The 17,310-nt window shown below is 72.1% G+C and carries 14 protein-coding genes and 1 pseudogene; 4 read left to right on the top strand and 11 right to left on the bottom strand.

All coding sequences use genetic code 11. From position 1 onward, the window contains the following. Positions 1 to 202: 202 nt before the first annotated feature. Both RBJ65_RS20565 and RBJ65_RS20570 read right to left on the bottom strand, forming a co-directional pair. Positions 203 to 763 (bottom strand): YbaK/EbsC family protein, encoded by a 561-nt coding sequence (locus tag RBJ65_RS20565; RefSeq protein WP_306323261.1) that lies wholly within the window; start codon positions 761 to 763, stop codon positions 203 to 205. A gap of 43 nt (positions 764 to 806) precedes the next feature. Further along, a complete protein-coding gene (locus RBJ65_RS20570) occupies positions 807 to 1,379 on the bottom strand; it encodes a helix-turn-helix domain-containing protein (protein ID WP_306323260.1) in 573 nt (190 codons plus the stop codon). Positions 1,380 to 1,531: 152 nt separating this feature from the next. On the opposite strand from RBJ65_RS20570, the gene RBJ65_RS20575 reads away from it, so the two are divergent. Then, positions 1,532 to 2,404, top strand: a complete 873-nt coding sequence (locus RBJ65_RS20575) for a DMT family transporter (protein WP_306323259.1) — start codon at positions 1,532 to 1,534, stop codon at positions 2,402 to 2,404. Positions 2,405 to 2,715: 311 nt separating this feature from the next. On the opposite strand, the gene RBJ65_RS20580 is transcribed toward RBJ65_RS20575, so the two are convergent. Together RBJ65_RS20580 and RBJ65_RS20585 are read right to left on the bottom strand one after the other, a co-directional pair. Further along, on the bottom strand, positions 2,716 to 4,053 hold the full coding sequence (locus tag RBJ65_RS20580; RefSeq protein ID WP_372341442.1) for an MFS transporter: 1,338 nt from the start codon (positions 4,051 to 4,053) through the stop codon (positions 2,716 to 2,718). Positions 4,054 to 4,185: 132 nt separating this feature from the next. After that, positions 4,186 to 4,926, bottom strand: coding sequence for an acyltransferase (locus RBJ65_RS20585; RefSeq protein ID WP_306323289.1), 741 nt, complete (start codon positions 4,924 to 4,926; stop codon positions 4,186 to 4,188). 139 nt (positions 4,927 to 5,065) lie between these two features. Here RBJ65_RS20585 and RBJ65_RS20590 point away from each other — a divergent pair, with 139 nt between their 5' ends. Continuing rightward, positions 5,066 to 5,593 carry a gamma carbonic anhydrase family protein gene (locus RBJ65_RS20590; protein ID WP_306323258.1) on the top strand — a complete coding sequence of 176 codons (528 nt, stop codon included), beginning with the start codon at positions 5,066 to 5,068 and terminating at the stop codon, positions 5,591 to 5,593. A gap of 45 nt (positions 5,594 to 5,638) precedes the next feature. Here the strand turns inward: RBJ65_RS20590 and RBJ65_RS20595 are convergent, their stop codons facing one another. From RBJ65_RS20595 to RBJ65_RS20610, 4 genes are all read right to left on the bottom strand, one after another. Continuing rightward, positions 5,639 to 6,292: a DedA family protein gene (locus RBJ65_RS20595; protein ID WP_306323257.1), complete on the bottom strand. Its 654-nt coding sequence runs from the start codon at positions 6,290 to 6,292 to the stop codon at positions 5,639 to 5,641. Positions 6,293 to 6,383: 91 nt separating this feature from the next. Beyond that, positions 6,384 to 7,970: a carboxylesterase/lipase family protein gene (locus RBJ65_RS20600; RefSeq protein ID WP_306323256.1), complete on the bottom strand. Its 1,587-nt coding sequence runs from the start codon at positions 7,968 to 7,970 to the stop codon at positions 6,384 to 6,386. A 79-nt stretch (positions 7,971 to 8,049) separates the two neighbouring features. After that, entirely contained in the window at positions 8,050 to 10,557 is a 2,508-nt protein-coding gene (locus tag RBJ65_RS20605; protein ID WP_306323255.1) for a beta-glucosidase, read from the bottom strand. A 201-nt stretch (positions 10,558 to 10,758) separates the two neighbouring features. Continuing rightward, positions 10,759 to 11,196 (bottom strand): DUF4442 domain-containing protein, encoded by a 438-nt coding sequence (locus tag RBJ65_RS20610; protein ID WP_306323288.1) that lies wholly within the window; start codon positions 11,194 to 11,196, stop codon positions 10,759 to 10,761. Positions 11,197 to 11,358: 162 nt separating this feature from the next. Here RBJ65_RS20610 and RBJ65_RS20615 point away from each other — a divergent pair, with 162 nt between their 5' ends. Next, positions 11,359 to 12,684: an MFS transporter gene (locus RBJ65_RS20615; RefSeq protein ID WP_372341441.1), complete on the top strand. Its 1,326-nt coding sequence runs from the start codon at positions 11,359 to 11,361 to the stop codon at positions 12,682 to 12,684. Here the strand turns inward: RBJ65_RS20615 and RBJ65_RS20620 are convergent. Next, positions 12,671 to 13,534, bottom strand: coding sequence for a spermidine synthase (locus RBJ65_RS20620; protein ID WP_306323254.1), 864 nt, complete (start codon positions 13,532 to 13,534; stop codon positions 12,671 to 12,673). The two genes, RBJ65_RS20615 and RBJ65_RS20620, sit on opposite strands and share 14 nt — an antisense overlap. A gap of 240 nt (positions 13,535 to 13,774) precedes the next feature. Further along, positions 13,775 to 14,950: an elongation factor Tu gene (gene tuf / locus RBJ65_RS20625; RefSeq protein ID WP_306323253.1), complete on the bottom strand. Its 1,176-nt coding sequence runs from the start codon at positions 14,948 to 14,950 to the stop codon at positions 13,775 to 13,777. 403 nt (positions 14,951 to 15,353) lie between these two features. Here tuf and RBJ65_RS20630 point away from each other — a divergent pair, with 403 nt between their 5' ends. Beyond that, entirely contained in the window at positions 15,354 to 16,139 is a 786-nt protein-coding gene (locus RBJ65_RS20630; RefSeq protein WP_306323252.1) for a TVP38/TMEM64 family protein, read from the top strand. On the opposite strand, the pseudogene RBJ65_RS20635 reads toward RBJ65_RS20630, so the two are convergent. After that, a pseudogene (locus RBJ65_RS20635) lies at positions 16,120 to 17,304 on the bottom strand (MFS transporter); the annotation flags it as partial. The gene RBJ65_RS20630 and the pseudogene RBJ65_RS20635 sit on opposite strands and share 20 nt — an antisense overlap. Between the last annotated feature and the right edge of the window lie 6 nt (positions 17,305 to 17,310).

Consider the following 17,310-nt stretch of genomic DNA (forward strand, 5'->3'; position numbering starts at 1 on the left):
GCGTTCGCCCAGGGTCGGTCAGGGGGCCGGGCGGGGAGCCGCTCAGGGGACCGGTCGGCGGCGGCCGCTCAGTGGACCTGTCGGCGGCGGCCGCTCAGTGGACCTGTCAGGGGAGCTGTCAGCGAGCCGCTCCGGGGGGGCCTGCCAGCGAGCCGTTCCGGGGAGCTGTCAGGGGAGCTGTCAGCGCGCCGCTCGGGTCCCGTCAGGGGGCCACGCCGAGGCCCTCCACCACGACGGCGCCCGGGAGTTCGGACAGGGCCTCGCCCGGGACGATCAGCTTGCCGCGCCGCGTGCCGCTGCCGATGAGGACGTACGGGAGGTCGACGACGGCCGCGTCCACGAGGACCGCCCAGTCGGCGGGCAGGCCGATCGGGGTGATGCCGCCGTACTCCATGCCGGACTCGCCGGTCGCGGTGTCCATGGGCGCGAACGAGGCCTTACGGGCGCCGAGCCTGCGTCGCACGGCGCCGTTGACGTCGAGCTTCGTCGCGGACAGCACGACGCAGGCCGCGAGCGTCGTCTCGCCGCCGCGCTTGCCCGCGACGACGACGCAGTTCGCGGACGTGTCGAGGAGGTCGGGGCCGTAGTGCTCGACGAACGTCGCGGTGTCCGCCCACTCGGGGTCGGTGTCGACGTGGATCAGCTCGTGCGCGGGCACCGTGCCGCGCCAGTCGCGGACGGCGTCGGCGACGGGCCGGGTGAGCAGGTCGAGGGCCTCGGGGGCGGGCAGGACGTGGTCGAAGGTGCCGATGGGTGCGCGCATGGCGGCACGCTAACAGCCGCCGCGCGCACCGGGACCCGGTGTCTCACCGTACGAAAGGCACCGACACGGCCATGATCATCTCGACGTCCTCGGTCCCGGCGTTGCGGTAGGAGTGCGGGACGCTCGCCTCGAACGAGACGCTCGCCCGCGCGGGCACCACGTGCTCGACGCCGTCCACGACGAGCGTCAGCTCGCCGGTCGTGACATGGACCAGCTCGACGGTCCCCTGCGGATGCGGGTCGGAGTCGCTGCCGTCGCCGGCCACCAGCCGCCAGTCCCACATCTCCAGCGGACCCTCCGCCTCGGTACCGGCGAGCAGGCGGTTGTAACTTCCCGCCTCCGAGTGCCAGAGCCGGACCGCCTGATCCTCCGTCACGATGCGGACGTTCGGGCCCTGTTCGTAGTCGAGCAGCGTGGTGATGCTGACGCCGAGCGCGTCGCCGATCTTCACTACGGTGCCGATGCTGGGGTTCGTACGGGCCTGCTCGATCTGGATGAGCATGCCCCGGCTGACACCCGCGCGGGCGGCGAGCGCGTCGAGGGTGAAGCCGCGCTCGGCCCGCCATTGCTTGACGTTGCGCGCGAGCGCCTGGTTCAGGAGGTCGAGGTCGGCCACGTTCCATCCAGGGTGGGTTCCGAGGTTTCGAGGTTCCGGGGTTCCGGGGTTCCAGGGTTCCGGGGTTCAATATTTTCGATGACAGTGTTCAGTTCATTGGACTACGGTGTGCTGCACTCCAACGTCCAGCAAACTGTACTGCGAGGTCCGGCATGACTGCACTCTTCGCCCTGGCCACCAGCCTCATGTGGGGTCTGGCCGACTTCGGCGGCGGGCTACTGACACGACGAACCCCGGCGCTCACCGTCGTGGTCGTCTCGCAGTCCATCGCGGTGGTCGTGCTCGGCGCGATCGTGCTCGGCACGGGTGCCTGGAGCGAGACGGGACCGCAGTTGTGGTTCGCCGTCGCGGCGGGGCTCGTCGGGCCTGTCGCGATGCTCGCCTTCTACAAGGCGCTCGCGCTCGGCCCGATGGGGGTCGTCTCGCCGCTCGGTTCGGTGGGCGTCGCCGTGCCGGTCGGGGTCGGGCTCGTGCTCGGCGAGCGGCCGGGGGTGCTGCAATTCGCGGGGATCCTCGTCGCGGTGGCGGGTGTGGTGCTGGCGGGTGGGCCGCAGTTCAAGGGGGCGCCGGTGCAGCGGCAGGCGGTGTTCCTCACCCTGCTCGCGGCGTTCGGGTTCGGGGCGGTGATGGCGCTGATCGCGGAGGCGTCGACGACGCTGACCGGGCTCTTCCTCGCGCTGTTCGTGCAGCGGGTGACGAATGTCGTGGCGGGCGGGGCCGCGTTGTACGTGTCCGCGAAGCGTGGGGGGCGGGTGCTCCCGCTGCCGGAGGACGGGGGGTGGCGGCTGATCCGTTCGTCGTTGCCGGCGCTCGCGTTCGTCGGGTTGGCGGATGTGGCGGCCAACGGAACGTATGCGCTGGCCGCGCAGGAGGGGCCGGTGACCGTTGCGGCGGTTCTCGCGTCGCTGTATCCGGTGGTTACGGCGTTGGCGGCGCGCGGGGTGTTGAGTGAGCGGTTGCGTGGAGTGCAAGCCGCTGGCGCGGGGCTCGCGCTGGTCGGAACGGTCCTCCTGGCAGCGGGCTGACCCCGGCACCGTGGTTACGCCCCCGCTGCTCAATCGCCGCAGAGGCTTGATTGGCCCACCCGCTACGCCACGCCTCCCCGTGCGCAACGCCCCACTCCCCACCCATCGCGGTCGACCGCAACCGCCTTGGGCAATCTGCCGCCTGGGGCGGCAGGGTGGGCAAGGCGGCGCACGGTGCGGTGCAACAGGGAACACGGGCGCCGACCCCGGCAAAGCTCCGAAACCCGGTGCGGCGCAACAGGAACGACCGGCACCGACCCCGGCACGGGTCAAAGCCCCCTGCGCGGCGCACACATCAGCACCGGCACCGCTCAGACCCGGTAGCGCCGCAACGCCGGTGCGGCGACCGCGAGCGTGAGCATCGCCAGGACCACCAGGAACCCGCCCCCCGCAACCGCCGCCCCCGCCCCGAAGGCGGACCCCGCCGAACCGTGCAGCACGTCCGCCAACCGCGGACCACCGGCCACGACAACCGTGAAGACGCCCTGCATACGCCCCCGCATCTCATCCGTCGCCGCCGACAACAGAATCGCCCCGCGGAACACCATCGACACCATGTCCGCGACCCCCGCCACCGCGAGGAACACCACCCCGAGCCACAGATTCCCGCTCAGCCCGAACCCGGCCACCGCGAGCCCCCACGCCACGATCGACCCGATGACCATCCACCCGTGCCGCCGCGCCCGCGAGAACGTCCCCGAGAACAAACCCCCGACCACCGCCCCGATCGGAATCGCCGCGAACAGCAGCCCAAGCGCGAGCCCCTCCCCGTACGGCGCGTACGTCTCCGCGGCGAGCTGCGGGAACAGGGCGCGCGGCATGCCGAACACCATCGCGATGATGTCCGCGAGGAAGGACAGCAGCAGCACCTTGTGCGTGGCCATGTACCGGAAACCGTCGACGATCTCCCGCACCCCCGCCCGCTTCTTCGCCACGGCCGCCGCCCCCAACGGCGGCAGCGCCGGCAGCCGGTACACCGCCCACACGGTGACGCACAGCGCGACCGCGTCGATCAGGTACAGCTCGGGCAGGCCGATCACCGGGATCAGGACCCCGGCCAGCAGCGGCCCCATGACCTGCCCCGTCTGCATGACGGTCGAGCCGAGCGCGTTGGCCGCGGCCAGTTGCTCCTCGGGGACGAGCCGCGCGATGGACGCGTTGCGGGCCGGGGAGTTGAGGCCCCAGAACGCCTGCTGCATCGCGAGCAGCACCATCAGCACGGCCACCGAACCGAGCCCGGATATCGCCTGCAGCCAGAACAGCACCGAGGTCACGGCGATGCCGCTGTTGGTGATCAGGAGGAGTTTGCGCCGGTCCATGTGGTCGGCGATCGCGCCGCCCCACAGCGCGAACACGACGAGCGGCACGAGCCCCGCCAGGCTCGCGGCGCCGACCCACGCCGACGAGCCGGTGATGTCGTAGATCTGCTTGGGCACGGCGACGGCGGTGAGTTGGCTGCCGATGGCCGTGACGATGGTCGAGGACCAGAGCCGACGGTAGGCGGGAACCCGCAACGGCCGGGTGTCCATGGCCCACCGCCGCCACCCACGCGGCTTGACCTCACTCCCCGTGCCCTCACCCGCCGCACCCTCGCCCCGCCCGGCGTCACCGGCGCCACCCACCGTGCTCGCCGACCCCGTCCTCCCCACCTGACTCGACTCGCTCGCTCGACCCGACCCGCTCACTCGACCCGACCCGCTCGTCTCGCCCGACCCGCTCGTCCCGCTCGTCCCGCTCGCGCCGCTCGTATCCACGTCTTCCCTGCTGATTGCTCGCTACATCTATCCGGTCCGGGGCTCAGTGTCCCAGGCGTGCTCGTCGTCGAGTGCGGACAGGGCGAGCAGTTGGTCCGGCGTGACCCCCTCCGGTATCGCCCGGGGCGCGGGCGTCCTGAGCGGGGGCTGCCAGCCGGCCTCCGGGTCCCAGCTGCGTACGACGCGTGCGGGCGCGCCCGCGACGACCGCGTGGTCCCGCACCTCGCCGCGCACCACGGCGCCGGCGGCCACCACCACGTTCCGGCCGAGCCTGGCGCCCGGCAGGATCACGGCTCCCGTGCCGATCCAGCAGCCGGGACCGATCTCGACCGGTTCCATCCGGGGCCACTGCTTGCCGACGGGCTCGTGCGGGTCGTCGTAGGAATGGTTGGTGGAGGTGATGTAGACGTACGGGCCCATGTAGACGTCGGAGCCGATGCGCACCGTCGTATCGGCGATGACATGGCTGCCGCGACCGATCACGACGCCGTCGCCGAGGGTGAGGATCGGGTCGGGGCCGAGGTCGAGGTCCGGCATCAGGCCCGCGGTCAGGGTGACTTGTTCCCCGATGATGCAGTGCGCGCCGAGCCGGATCCACGGCTCACCGAACACCGTGCCCTGCGGGAACGCGAGCTTCGTACCGTGCCCGATCGCACCGAACCGGTGCCCGCCGGGCTGCCGCGCGGTGACCGCGCCCTTGCGCTGAACCCAGCGCCATCCGGCCTGTACGAGCCGGTGTCCTGGCCCACCCTTGACGTTCCGCTTCATCGGCACGGCGACACGTTACCCACGCGTATCCACCACTCCCACCTCGCCGAACTGTGATCTTCGCCCTACGGGGCCACAGGTACGGTGCGGTTGGCGCGACACAAAGACGATCACGACAAGACCCAGGGAGCCCGACCCCATGTCCCAGTCCCACGAGCCACTCGTCACCGGCGTCAACGGCAAGGAACCGAAGGTGGACCCGGAGGCGTTCGCCGCCCCGATGTCCGTCCTGGTCGGCGACGTCACGCTGGGCGCCGGCGCGAGCGTCTGGTACGGCGCCGTGCTGCGGGCCGAGTTCGAGCCGATCACGCTCGGCGCCGACAGCAACATCCAGGACAACTGCACGGTCCATGTCGACCTCGGCTTCCCCGCGACGATCGGCGAGCGCGTCTCCGTCGGCCACAACGCGGTGCTGCACGGCTGCACCGTGGAGGACGACTGCCTCATCGGGATGGGCGCGACCGTGCTCAACGGCGCCGTGATCGGGGCGGGTTCGCTGGTCGCGGCGCAGGCGCTGGTGCCGCAGGGGATGGTGGTGCCGCCGGGCTCACTGGTGGCCGGCGTCCCCGCCAAGGTCCGCCGCGAACTCTCCGCGGAGGAACGCGAAATGGTGACCCTCAACGGCACGCACTACGTGGAACTGGCAAAGGCCCACCGCTCGCTGTAGCGCCAGTCCGCGGCAGCGCCCCGGGACCGCAACACCGTCCGGCGATCAGGCACCGGTCGGGCTGGACTCCGGCTCGGCCACCGCCTCATGCTCCGCCGCCATCTTCGCCGCCCGCTTCTTCACGATCAGCATCGAGACGAGCCCGATGAGCACCGCCACCCCGAGCCCCACGTACGAGAACTTCTTCAGCCAGTCCTCCGCGACCACACCCACGTAGTAGATGACGGCCGTCGTGCCGCCGGCCCACACCACGCCGCCCAGGAAGTTCGCGGTGAGGAACTTCCAGTACGGCATGTGGAGAACGCCCGCGAGCGGTCCGGCGAAGATGCGGAGCAGGGCGACGAAGCGGCCGAAGAAGACGGCCCACATGCCCCACTTCTCGAAGGAGCGCTCGGCGGTCGCGACATGTCCTGGGCCGAAGTGCTTGGGGAACTTGCGGCCGAGTTTGGCCAGGAGCGGGCGCCCGCCCTTGCGGCCGATCGCGTATCCGATGGAGTCGCCGATGACGGCGCCCGCGCTGGCGCAGGCGCCGAGGACGACCGGGTTGACGTCGCCGTGCTGCGAGGAGAGCAGCGCCGCGGAGACGAGCACGATCTCGCCGGGCAGCGGGATGCCGAGGCTTTCGAGGCCGATGACGCCGGCCACCAGGGCGTAGATGGCGACCGCCGGAATCGTGTCGAGCCATTCCTGGACGTGCATCGACGTCGCCTCCCGTACCCACCGAAATCTTGCCTGTGCCCGGCGTGCGCTCCCCTCCAGGTACGCGCACGCCGGGCAGCCTACCTGCTCCCTATGACGCGGCCGCGTCCCACAAGGTGCAGTGGTGTGCACGGTGAACATCGGTGGAGACGGTGATCCCGCCCACAGTCGCGGTCTTCAGGGACAGCACGTGACCGGGGGCCTTCCGCTGGTCGGGCACGGCGGGCGCGCCGTCCGCGCGCGGGACGCCCCCGTGGATGAAGGAGCCCCAGTACCGGACCATCCGGTCGGCGAGTACCCGCTGTTCGCTGTCGAGTGGTGAGTCGAGTCCGAAGTGTTTGAAGAGGTATTGGACTTCGTTCACGTGGGTGGCTCCGAAGTCGAACGTCCTGCCCGCCTCCCTGATCGAGGCGAACGGCGGCGAGGTCCGGTCCGCGAACTCGTACGCGTAGACGGGCGGCCCGCTCGCCGCGAGCCGCTCGTCGAGGCGGAGCGCCGGGCACGCCATGAGCTGGTCGCCCTGGGCGGCGGCGTACGCGTGGGTGGGCGACGCGTAGTCGGTCAGGGGGTAGGCGCGCAGGGCCTTCTCCCCTGTCTCCTCTCCGTACGTGTCGGTGAGCGCCTTGGGGTACGCCTGCGCGGTGAGCGGCTTGCCCTGGCCGTCGTACGCGCCGTAGGCGAAGAGGGTGCCCTCGTCCTTGTTGGCGCCGTTGAGTACGGGGACGTGGGCCGAGCGGCCCTCGGCGATCGCGGTCGACGGCTGCCGGGGCAGGAAGGCGCCGCCGGTGACGGGCGCCCAGTCGAATCCGTTCTGCGCGTCGAGGATCTCCTTGGCCGACTTGCCGCGCAGGCACGCCACCGGGTCGGCCACCGGGTCCGCCGCCGTACCGCATCCGGCCTTCTCCGCGAACTTCGCGCCCTCGGCGACGGCTTCCTCGTGCGCGCGGGCCGCGCAGTCCCCGTACGCACCCGATTCGATGATCCCGGCGCGGAACAGGCCGCGGCCGGTCGGCGACGCGAGCTGGGTGCACACCGAGCGGCCGCCCGCGGACTCACCGGCGATCGTGACCCGGTCCCGGTCCCCGCCGAAGCGGCCGATGTTGGCGTGCACCCAGCGCAGCGCCTGCTGCTGGTCCTGGAGGCCGAAGTTGCCGGAGACGCCGTCGGATGCCTGCTTGTCGAGGCCCGCCGCGGCGAGGAAACCCATCGCTCCGAGGCGGTAGTTGACGGTGACGACGACGGTTCCGGTGCGGCGGGCGAAGGTGTCGGGCACGATGTCGGCGCCCGCGCCCGCGGTGAGCCCGCCGCCGTGCAGCCACACCATGACGGGCCGCCCGGCGGAGCCGTCCGGCGCGTACACGTTCAGGTCGAGGCAGTCCTCGGTGTAGGTCGGATCCGGGTATCCGGGGTCCCCACTCGGTGGCTGTACGCACCTGTTGCCGAACCTCGACGCGTCGCGCACGCCGCTCCATGACCGCGCCGGGCGCGGCTCACGCCAGCGGAGTTCGCCGACGGGCCGTTCCGCGTACGGGATGCCGAGGAACTGCCGCCCCTCGTCGGTGTGTTGACCGCGCACCCAGCCGGAGGCGGTGTGCACCAAGGTTCCGCCGCCGGGCCGCTCGGCCGCGTGCGCGGGCACGAGGGCCGTGGCGGCGAGCGCCACCACGGCCGCGAGCACGACACGTATCCGGCCACCGTTCCCTATTCGACCTATTCGGGCTGTTCGGGCTGTTCGGGCTGTTCGGGCTCGCCGCACGTCACTTCCCCCTCTCCCGCTCGACCACCACATCCGTGCGCCGCACCAGGTCACCCGCCGACGCGCCCAGCCACACCGTGCGCTTGCCGGTGCCGAGGACCCAGGTGTGCCGCCCGCTGTCCCACGACGAGATCGTCCGGGGCGCGACCCGCACGGTGACCGGCCGCCGCTCCCCCGCCTCCAACGGCACCCGCCGGTATCCGCCCAACACCCGGACGACCTGGTCGAGTTGGAGGTCCGGCGAGCTGCCCACGTACACCTGGGGCACGGCGACACCCGCCCGCTTCCCGGTGTTGCGCACGGTGAACGACACCTCGATGCCGCGCCCCGTCCAGCGCGCCCGCAGGTCCTCGTACCCGAACGAGGTGTAGGAGAGCCCGTGCCCGAACGGGAACAGCGGCTTCACCTTCTTCGCGTCGTACCAGCGGTAGCCGAGATGGAGTCGCTCCGAGTACTCCTCGACGCCGTTCACGCCGGGGTAGCGGCGCGGGTCTCCGGACATCGGGTGGGTGTCCTCGGACGTCGGGAAGGACTGGGTGAGCCGGCCACCGGCGTCACAGTCCCCGTACAGGACGGCGGCGGTGGCCTCCGCGCCCTCCTGGCCCGGGTAGTACATCTGCAGCACCGCGCCCACCTTGTCGAGCCACGGCATGGTGATCGCGGAGGAGCTGTTGAGCACCACGGTCGTACGGGGATTGGCCTTGGCGACCGCCGCGATCAGGGCCTCCTGGTGGTCGGGCAGCGCCAGCGACGTGCGGTCCTGGCCCTCGGTGGCGTCCTCGTACGCGAAGAGCACCACGTGGTCCGCGCCGCTCGCGGCCCGCACCGCGTCGGCGACATCGCCCGCCCGCGTCACACCGGTCACCCGGCGCAGCCGGAACGTCTGCCCCTTGTCGCCGCCCTTCGCCGTGATCTGCAACCGGTGCGGACCGGCCGCCAGGTCGAGGGACTTGTGGCGCACGGCGAGCGCGTCGGGCGCGATGGAGACGAGCCCGCCACTGAAGAACTCGGCGCTGCCGGGCAGCAGCGGGAACAGTTCGGCGCCGTCGAGCACCACCTTGGGCCGCTCGCCGGAGTAGTGGACGACGAAGGTCCAGGCGTCGGCCTCGTCGACGGTGAGCGTCCCCTCGTACGTCCAGGTCTGCCCGGCCCCGACCGCGCGCTCCTCCAGGTCGACGGCGGGCGCGAGCGCGCCGCCGGGCAGTGCCTTGCCGTAGATGTCGCCGCCGAGCGCGTACGTCACCGAACCGCCGTCGCCCGCACGGTCCTTGATGGCCTGGTACGGGCTGTCGGCGCGGTCGGGGACGACGTGCGCGCTGCCGCCTCCGCTGACGAACGGGACGTACCCGGTGGCTCCGACGACGGCGACGGACCCGCCCTCCGGCAGCGGCAGGGTGCGGTCCTTGTTGCGCAGCAGGGTCGCGCCCGCCTTGGCGATGTCGAGGGCGACGGCGGCGCCCGCCTTCGCGTCCCGCCCCGGCCGGGGCGGCGGCTCCGCGGCGAGAAGGCCGAAGCGTTCCATCACCACCAGGATCCGCCGCACCGCCGCGTCCACCTGCGCCTCGGGCACGGTGCCGTCCGTGACGGCCCGCTTCAGGGCGGCGCCGAACGCGTCCTCGCTCGGCATCTCCATGTCGAGCCCGGCCGCCATCCCCGCGACGGTGGAGTGGGTGGCGTACCAGTCGGTCATCACCCAGCCCGCGAAGTGCCAGCGCCCCCGCAGAATTCCGCTGAGCAGTTCCTTGTTGTCGCAGGCGGGGGTGCCGTTGACCTTGTTGTACGAGCCCATGACCGAGCCGGCACCGGCCTCGACGGCGGCCTCGAAGCCGCGCAGCTCCAGCTCGTACATGGTCTGCTCGTCGGCCCGCACGTCGATCGACATGCGGTCCTTCTCCTGGTTGTTGAGCGCGAAGTGCTTGACGGTGGCGATCAGGCCCTCGCCCTGAATGCCGCCGATCTCCTCGACGACCATGTCGGAGGAGAGCAGCGGGTCCTCGGAGAACGTCTCGAAGTTGCGGCCCGCGTACGGCGTGCGGATCAGGTTGACCATCGGCGACAGCAGCACGTCCTGGCCGAGCGCCCGCCCCTCGCGGCCGATGACCTGTCCGTAGCGGCGGGCGAGCGCCGGGTCGAAGGTCGAGGCGAGGAGGACGGGGGCCGGGAGGGCGGTGGCGTGTTCGGTGACGCGGACGCCGGCGGGGCCGTCGGCGAGGCGCAGGGGCGGGATGCCGAGGCGGGGGACGCCGGGGATGTAGCCGGCCTGGCCGAGGTCGTGCGGGTCCTTGGCGCCGTGCAGGAAGCCGAGCTTCTCGTCGAGGGTGAGCTTGCCGAGCAGCGACTCGACGCGCGGCCCTGCTCCGCGCTCGCGCTCCTCGTCCGCCTCCGCGAGGCTCGGCAGGCCCGCCGTGACGGCGGCGGCGACCATGATCGCCCCGCCCATCCGGCGCAGGGCCGTTCGTCTGGAGATGCCGTCGGGGTTCTTTGCGTTGCTGGTCCCGCTGTCGGGCATGGGCTGTCTCTCCTCGTTGCGTTCGACTGTTAAACGCACTGTGCGACAAATCGGACTTGACGCCTCGTTAGACACCGCAAAAACCGAACGGAAAATATGACTGGCGCTGACTCGTGTCAATGGAACGCACAAGAAAACGCGAGGGGCGCCGACCTCGTGGTCGGCGCCCCTCGCGCGGTGCGGCCTCGGCTCAGCCGCTGCTCAACTATTGGGTCGCAACGTCCAGACGACGGTCATCTCGCCGGTCACGGCCCCGTCCTCACGCGTGATCGCGATGGCCACCGGGAACTCCGGACGCTCGCCCGCGTCGAGCTCGGCGACCACGTCGGCGGCCGGACGGCCGAGCGTCGCGGTGGCGGTGACCGGGCCCATCGCCAGCTTCTTGTACGCGATGTCGGCGCTCACGGCGAGCGGCACCGCGCGGGAGAGCTGCTCGCCGAAGGCGGCGAGCACGATGGCGCCGCTCGCGGACTCGCCGAGCGTGAACATCGCGCCGGCGTGCGGCCCGCCCACGTGGTTGTGGTAGTCGGCCTGGTCGGGCAGCGAGACGACGGCCTTCTCGGGCGTCGTCTCGTGGAACTCGAGGTTCAGGGTGCGGGCCATCGGCACCGTGGCGGCGAGCATCTCGCCGATGGACATCTGATCTGCGCTCATGCATGGAATGTTACCCGTGGGTAGCAAGCTTGACCATCCCTCCGCCACCCCTCGCGAGAGCAGGCAAATCAGGATGTGACCGACCAATCGTCCGGTGTCCGGGGAAACGGTTTGTCGATTCGGGCCGATGGCGGCGATAGTCCCCCAGTGACCTCTGCCTCCGCCCCCGACACCGGGCCCGACACCGGCCCCGCCCCGAAGCGTCCACGACTGCGCCCCACGTGGGCCGGGCGGAACTACACGCTGTTGTCCGTCTCGGCGGTCGTCACGACCCTCGGGGCGCACGGCGCGCTGATCGCGTCGGCGTTCGCGGTGCTCGACGCGGGCGGCGACGGCGGCGACGTCGGCCTGGTGGCGGCGGCGCGCACGCTCTTCCTCGTGGTGTTCCTGCTGGTCGGCGGCGCGGTCGCGGACCGCCTGCCGCGCCACCACGTGATGGTCGCGGCGAACGCCCTCAACTTCCTCTCCCAGGGCGCCTTCGCGCTGCTCGTCCTCCAGGGCGATCCGAAGCTGTGGCAGATGATGGCGCTCAGCGCGCTCGGCGGCACCGGCCAGGCGTTCTTCAATCCGGCCGCCGAGGGCATGCTGATGGCCTCGGTCTCCGGGGAGCAGGCGAGCCGCGCGTTCGCCCTGTTCCGGATGGGGATGTCCGGCGCGGGCGTGGGCGGCGCCGCGCTCGGCGGCGCGATGGTCGCGGCGTTCGGGCCCGGCTGGGTGCTGGCCGTGGACGCGGTGGCGTTCCTGGTCGCGGGCGGGCTGCGGATGTTCCTCGACGTGCGCCACATACCGCCGCGCGAGCCGGGCGGCGGGCTGCTCGCCGACATGCGGGACGGGTGGCGGGAGGTCGTCGGGCGGCCGTGGCTGTGGACGATCGTCGCCCAGTTCGCGATCGTGGTCGCGGTGGTGGGCGCGGCCGAGTCGGTGTTCGGGCCGCTGGTGGCGCGCGACGAACTGGGCGGGGCGGGGCCCTGGGGCCTGGCGCTCGGCGCGTTCGGTGTCGGCACGATCCTCGGCGGGCTGCTGATGATGCGCTGGAAGCCGAAGCGCCTCCTCTTCGCGGCGACCCTCTCGGTCTTCTCCCTCGCCCTCCCCTCGGCGGCCCTCGCCATCCCGGTGCCGCTCGGCTGGCTGATCGCCGTGATGTTCGTGTCCGGCGTCACCATCGAGATCTTCGGCGTCTCCTGGATCACCGCCCTGCACCAGGAGATACCGGAGGAGAAGCTCTCCCGCGTCTCGGCCTACGACTGGTTCGGCTCGGTGGCGATGGTGCCGCTGGCCACGGCGCTCGCCGGTCCGGCGGAGTCGGCGTTCGGGCGGACGGCCTCGCTGTGGGGCTGCGCGGCGCTGGTCGTCCTCGCGACGGCGGCGGTCCTCTTCGTACCGGACGTACGTCATCTGCGCCGCCGCGAGACGAGCCCGGCCAAGGTCGCCGAGGGCGGCCCGACCGCCCCGGACCCCGTCACCCCACGCTGAACGAACCTCCCGGCGGCTCCGGCGAAGGCACCGCGTCCGCATCGGCGACCGGCTTCGCGTCACCGACGAAACGGCGCAGCGCGACGCCGTGCTCCACGCGCGCGGGGAACGCGTCACGGGCGGTGCGCCGGGCCAGCTCCGCCACGTCCAACTCCTCCCGGGAGGCGAGCAGCACCGCGTTCCCGAACCGCCTCCCCCGCAGCACGGCGGGCTCCGCGACGAGCGCGACGTGCGGGAACACCGCCGAGAACGTGGCCAGCTGAGACCTCAGGAACGCGAAGGGCGCGCCGTCCGCGAGGTTCGCCGCGTACGTCCCGCCCGGCCGCAGCACCCGCGCCACCTGACGCGCGTACGCCAGGGTCGTGAACGGCGCGGGCACCCGGGATCCGCCGAACACGTCCGCCACCAGCACGTCCACGGACCCGTCGGCCGCCGCCTCCAGCCACCCCCGCCCGTCGGCGCCGTGCACCGCGATGCCCGAGCCGTCCGGCAGCGGCAGGTGTTCGGCGACGAGCGCGAGCAGCCCCCGGTCCGCCTCCACGACGTCCTGCCGGGAGCCGGGCCGGGTGGCGGCGACGTACCGCGGCAACGTCAGCGCACCCCCGCCGAGGTGCAGCACATCGAGCGCCGCGCCCTCGTCCCCGAGGCAGTCCACCACGTGCCCGAGCCGCCGCGCGTACTCGAACTCCAGGTGGGCGGGGTCGTCCAGGTCGACATACGACTGCGGCGCCCCGTCCACCGTGAGCAACCAGGCCCGCCGCCGGTCGACGTCGGGCAGCAACTTGGCGGTGCCGTAATCGACATCACGGACAACGGGTATCGGCTCGGGCTCACCGTCGGCTGCGTTCACGCCCCTATTGTGCCGGTCACATTCAAACCCCTGCGGCGATTGAGCAGCGGGGTCCGGGGCAGAGCCCCGATCTTTTGAACCCCAGCGGCGGGTGAGCACGATCAAGCCCCGCCGGCGATTGCGGCGCGGGGCCCAGGGCAGAGCCCCGATCTCTTGAACCCCAGCGGCGGGTGAGCACAATCAAGCCCCGCCGGCGATTGCGGCGCGGGGCCCGGGGCAGGGCCCCACGACCGCAACCACTCACCCCACCGACGTCACGGTGCCCGCACCAACCGTCCGCCCACCCTCACGGATCGCGAACCCGAGCCCCGCCTCCAACGGCACATCCCGCCCCAGCTCGACCGCCATCGTGACCGTGTCCCCGGGCAGCGCAAACCCCACCTCCCCAAGGTCGACGTCCCCGACCACATCGGCCGTACGCAGGTAGAACTGCGGCCGGTACCCGGTGGAGACAGGCGTCGCACGCCCACCCTCCGCCGCCGACAACACGTACACCCGCGCGGTGAAGCGCCTCGCGGGCCGCACACTCCCCGGCTCGGCGACGACGAACCCCCGCCGCACCGCGTCCCGCGCGACCCCGCGCAGCAGCAACGCCACGTTGTCCCCCGCCTGCGCCTCCGCCATCGGCTTCCCGAAGGTCTCGACGCCGGTGACGACGGTCTCGGCCTCCTCACCCGTGCCGTAGACCCGCACCTTGTCCCCGACCCGTACGCGCCCGCGCTCGACGGCCCCCGTCACCACGGTCCCGCGCCCACTGATCGTCATGACGTTCTCGACCGACAGCAGGAACGGCGCGTCCACATACCGCTCCGGCATCGGAACGTACGTGTCCACCGCGTCCAGCAACGCCTCGATCGCCGCCGTCCAACGCCCGTCCCCCTCAAGGGCCTTGAGCCCGGACACCCGCACCACCGGCACGGAGTCGCCCCCGTACCCGTGCGCGGACAGCAGCTCCCGCACCTCCAACTCGACGAGGTCCGTGAGTTCGTCGTCACCGGCGTCCGCCTTGTTGAGCGCTACGACGATGTGGTCCACGCCCACCTGCCGCGCGAGCAGCACGTGCTCGGCGGTCTGCGGCATGATCCCGTCGAGCGCGGAGACGACGAGGATCGCCCCGTCGAGCTGGGCGGCGCCCGTGACCATGTTCTTGACGTAGTCGGCGTGGCCCGGCATGTCCACGTGCGCGTAGTGCCGGGTGTCGGTCTCGTACTCGACGTGCGCGATGTTGATGGTGATGCCGCGCTGCGCCTCCTCCGGCGCCTTGTCGATGCGGTCGAACGGGACGAACGTGCCCGCGCCGCGCTCGGCGAGGACCTTGGTGATCGCGGCGGTCAGGGTCGTCTTGCCGTGGTCGACGTGGCCCATCGTGCCGATGTTGAGGTGGGGCTTGGTACGCACGTATGCCGTCTTGGGCATGGCGATGAGGTCCCTTCGGGAACTTCAGTGGATGAAGAAGATGAAGAGTGGTGGCCTCCGAGCCGGATCCGGGACGGTCCGAGACGGAGGCGGGGACCCCTGAGCCGTACCGACCCTCCCCCTGCGGGGTCCGCCGGAATGTCCGGAGAGGGTCAGCTTCGCGCGCCGTCAGTCGCGGCGGCGGTCAGGAAGACGGCAGCCCGAGCAGCGTCCGCGACTGCGGACAAAGCTGCGAGAAAGGCGTGCCGGAACATGTGCCAGATCTTCGCCGACCCGGCGCCGCCCGTCGACCGAATTTCCGCGCGCCGAAGCGCACGTGACGCTCCTCGCAAGTAGGGCAAGAGCCGGGAAAGTGAGACACAACCTACGGCGATCTTATGTATGGGTCGGTTAGTCTCCCCGGATGTTCGAGACCGTCCCCGCCCGACCCGCCCGCGCCGCCGGGCTCGCCGCGCGCTTCGGCCAGGCCCTGCTGTCCCCGTGGTCGCGGCTTTCGATGCTGGTGGTGCTGCTGACCGCGGGCGCGACGTGCGTGCTGCTCTTCGAGCCGCAGCGGCTGATCACGCAGGGCTGGCCACCAGCGGTGAACGGAGCGGCGGCGGTCGTCCTCTTCGCGGCGGCGTACGGAGTGTGCACGGTCGCGTTCGTACCGAGACCCCTGCTCAATCTGGCGGCGGGCGCCCTCTTCGGCTCCCAGCTGGGTCTGGCCGGCGCGATCGGTGGCACGGTGCTCGGGGCCGGGCTCGCCTTCCTGCTCGGCCGGCTGCTCGGGCAGGACGCGCTGCGCCCGCTGCTGCGCGGACGCTGGCTGAAGGCGGCTGACGGGCAGCTCAGCAAGCATGCCTTCCGGTCGACCCTGGCGACCCGGCTGTTCCCCGGCTTCCCGTTCTGGGCGGTGAACTACTGCGCGTCGATCTCGAAGATGAGCATCGTCCCGTTCCTGCTCGCGACGGCGCTCGGCTCGATCCCGAACACGGCGGCGTACGTGGTGGCGGGCGCCCGCGCCTCGACGCCCACGTCGCCGCTGTTCCTGGTCGCGATGGGCTTCATCGTCGTCACGGGGTGCGCGGGCGCGGTCGTGGCGTGGTGCAAGCGTCATCAGCTGCGGCAGCGGACGGAGCCGGTCGAGACGGTCGAAGCGGGAGAGACGATCGAAGCGGGAGAGACGGTCGAGACGCGGCAGGGCTGACCGGCTCGGGCTCGCCCTTGAGTCCCCGGCCGAGGCACAGCGTCACCGCGACGGACGCCGCGGCGAGCACCGTCATCGCGGTCGCGGGCGAGGTCAGCTGAGCCAGCGCGCCCGCCACCAGAGCCCCCACGCCCTGCATGGTCAGCATCCCCGCGGTGTGCAGGCCGAGCGCGTGCCCGCTCAGGCTCTCCGGGGTCAGCGCCATCAGCCGCTCCTGCAGCAGCAGACTCGCCGAGAAGCCGATCGAGGCGAGGGCCACCGCCGCCACGGCGAACGGCATCGCGGGGCGCACGGCGAACACCAGGTACGGTGCGGCCAGCAGCAGCCGCAGCGGCGCGGCGAGCCGGGCCCGCCACCGGGGCGGCAGGAAGCGTCCGGTGAGGACGTCCCCGGCGAGCATGCCGAGTGCCGCGCTCGCGAGTAGTACGCCCGCGTGCCCGGTGTCGTACGGGACGAAGAGCGCCTCGCAGCCGACGATCAGCCCGTTGGGCACCCACAGCGCGAGGTACACGTAGCGGCGCGGCACCGAGGACCACAGGGCGGCGTTGCCGCGCATCGTCTCGCGCGGGGACGGGCGTCCGGCGGCGCGCGCCGGGTGCCGGGAGAGGCCGAAGCGCGCGACCGCGGCGGCGAGCATGTAGAGCCCGGCCCCGACGAGGAGGGTGCCGCGCGCCGACAGCACGGCGACGAGCAGCCCGCCCGCCGCGTACCCGAGGATCTGGCAGACGCCCGCGCTCATGTTGAGGACGGAGCGGCCGAGGAGATAGCCGTCGCGGGCGAGGATGTCGGTGAGCATGCCGTACCGGACGCCGCCGCCGAGCGCGGCGGGCACACCCTGGACGAGGACGATCCCGAGGGCCGCCGCCGTCGGCAGGCCGGGCGTCGCCTGCACGGCGGTGGCGAGCCCGAGGAAGAGCGCGAGCGCGACAAGGGCGGCGCGCGGCGGCACCCGGTCCGCGGCCGACAGCAGCGTGAGCGCGCCGACGACCTGGGCGAGCGAGGGCCCGAACATCGCGAGCGCGGACAGCAGCGGCGAGCCGGTCGAGGCGTAGACGAGCGAGCCGAGCGCGAGCCCGCTCACCGTCTGCCCGGCGACCTGGAGCGAGACGGCGGCGAAGAGAGCGGGATATTCGGGCGTACGGAACAGGCCCCGGTAGGTGTCCATGCCGGG

Source organism: Streptomyces sp. KL109B (assembly GCF_030766935.1).
Classification (GTDB): domain Bacteria; phylum Actinomycetota; class Actinomycetes; order Streptomycetales; family Streptomycetaceae; genus Streptomyces.

Excerpts from the sequence above, each read along its gene's own strand:
- RBJ65_RS20595 (WP_306323257.1), bottom strand. The coding sequence starts at position 6,292 with ATGCACGTCCAGGAATGGCTCGACACGATTCCGGCGGTCGCCATCTAC.
- RBJ65_RS20605 (WP_306323255.1), bottom strand. The coding sequence starts at position 10,557 with ATGCCCGACAGCGGGACCAGCAACGCAAAGAACCCCGACGGCATCTCC.
- RBJ65_RS20590 (WP_306323258.1), top strand. The coding sequence starts at position 5,066 with ATGTCCCAGTCCCACGAGCCACTCGTCACCGGCGTCAACGGCAAGGAA.
- RBJ65_RS20610 (WP_306323288.1), bottom strand. The coding sequence starts at position 11,196 with ATGTCCATCGGCGAGATGCTCGCCGCCACGGTGCCGATGGCCCGCACC.
- RBJ65_RS20630 (WP_306323252.1), top strand. The coding sequence starts at position 15,354 with ATGTTCGAGACCGTCCCCGCCCGACCCGCCCGCGCCGCCGGGCTCGCC.
- RBJ65_RS20585 (WP_306323289.1), bottom strand. The coding sequence starts at position 4,926 with ATGAAGCGGAACGTCAAGGGTGGGCCAGGACACCGGCTCGTACAGGCC.
- tuf (WP_306323253.1), bottom strand. The coding sequence starts at position 14,950 with ATGCCCAAGACGGCATACGTGCGTACCAAGCCCCACCTCAACATCGGC.
- RBJ65_RS20565 (WP_306323261.1), bottom strand. The coding sequence starts at position 763 with ATGCGCGCACCCATCGGCACCTTCGACCACGTCCTGCCCGCCCCCGAG.
- RBJ65_RS20575 (WP_306323259.1), top strand. The coding sequence starts at position 1,532 with ATGACTGCACTCTTCGCCCTGGCCACCAGCCTCATGTGGGGTCTGGCC.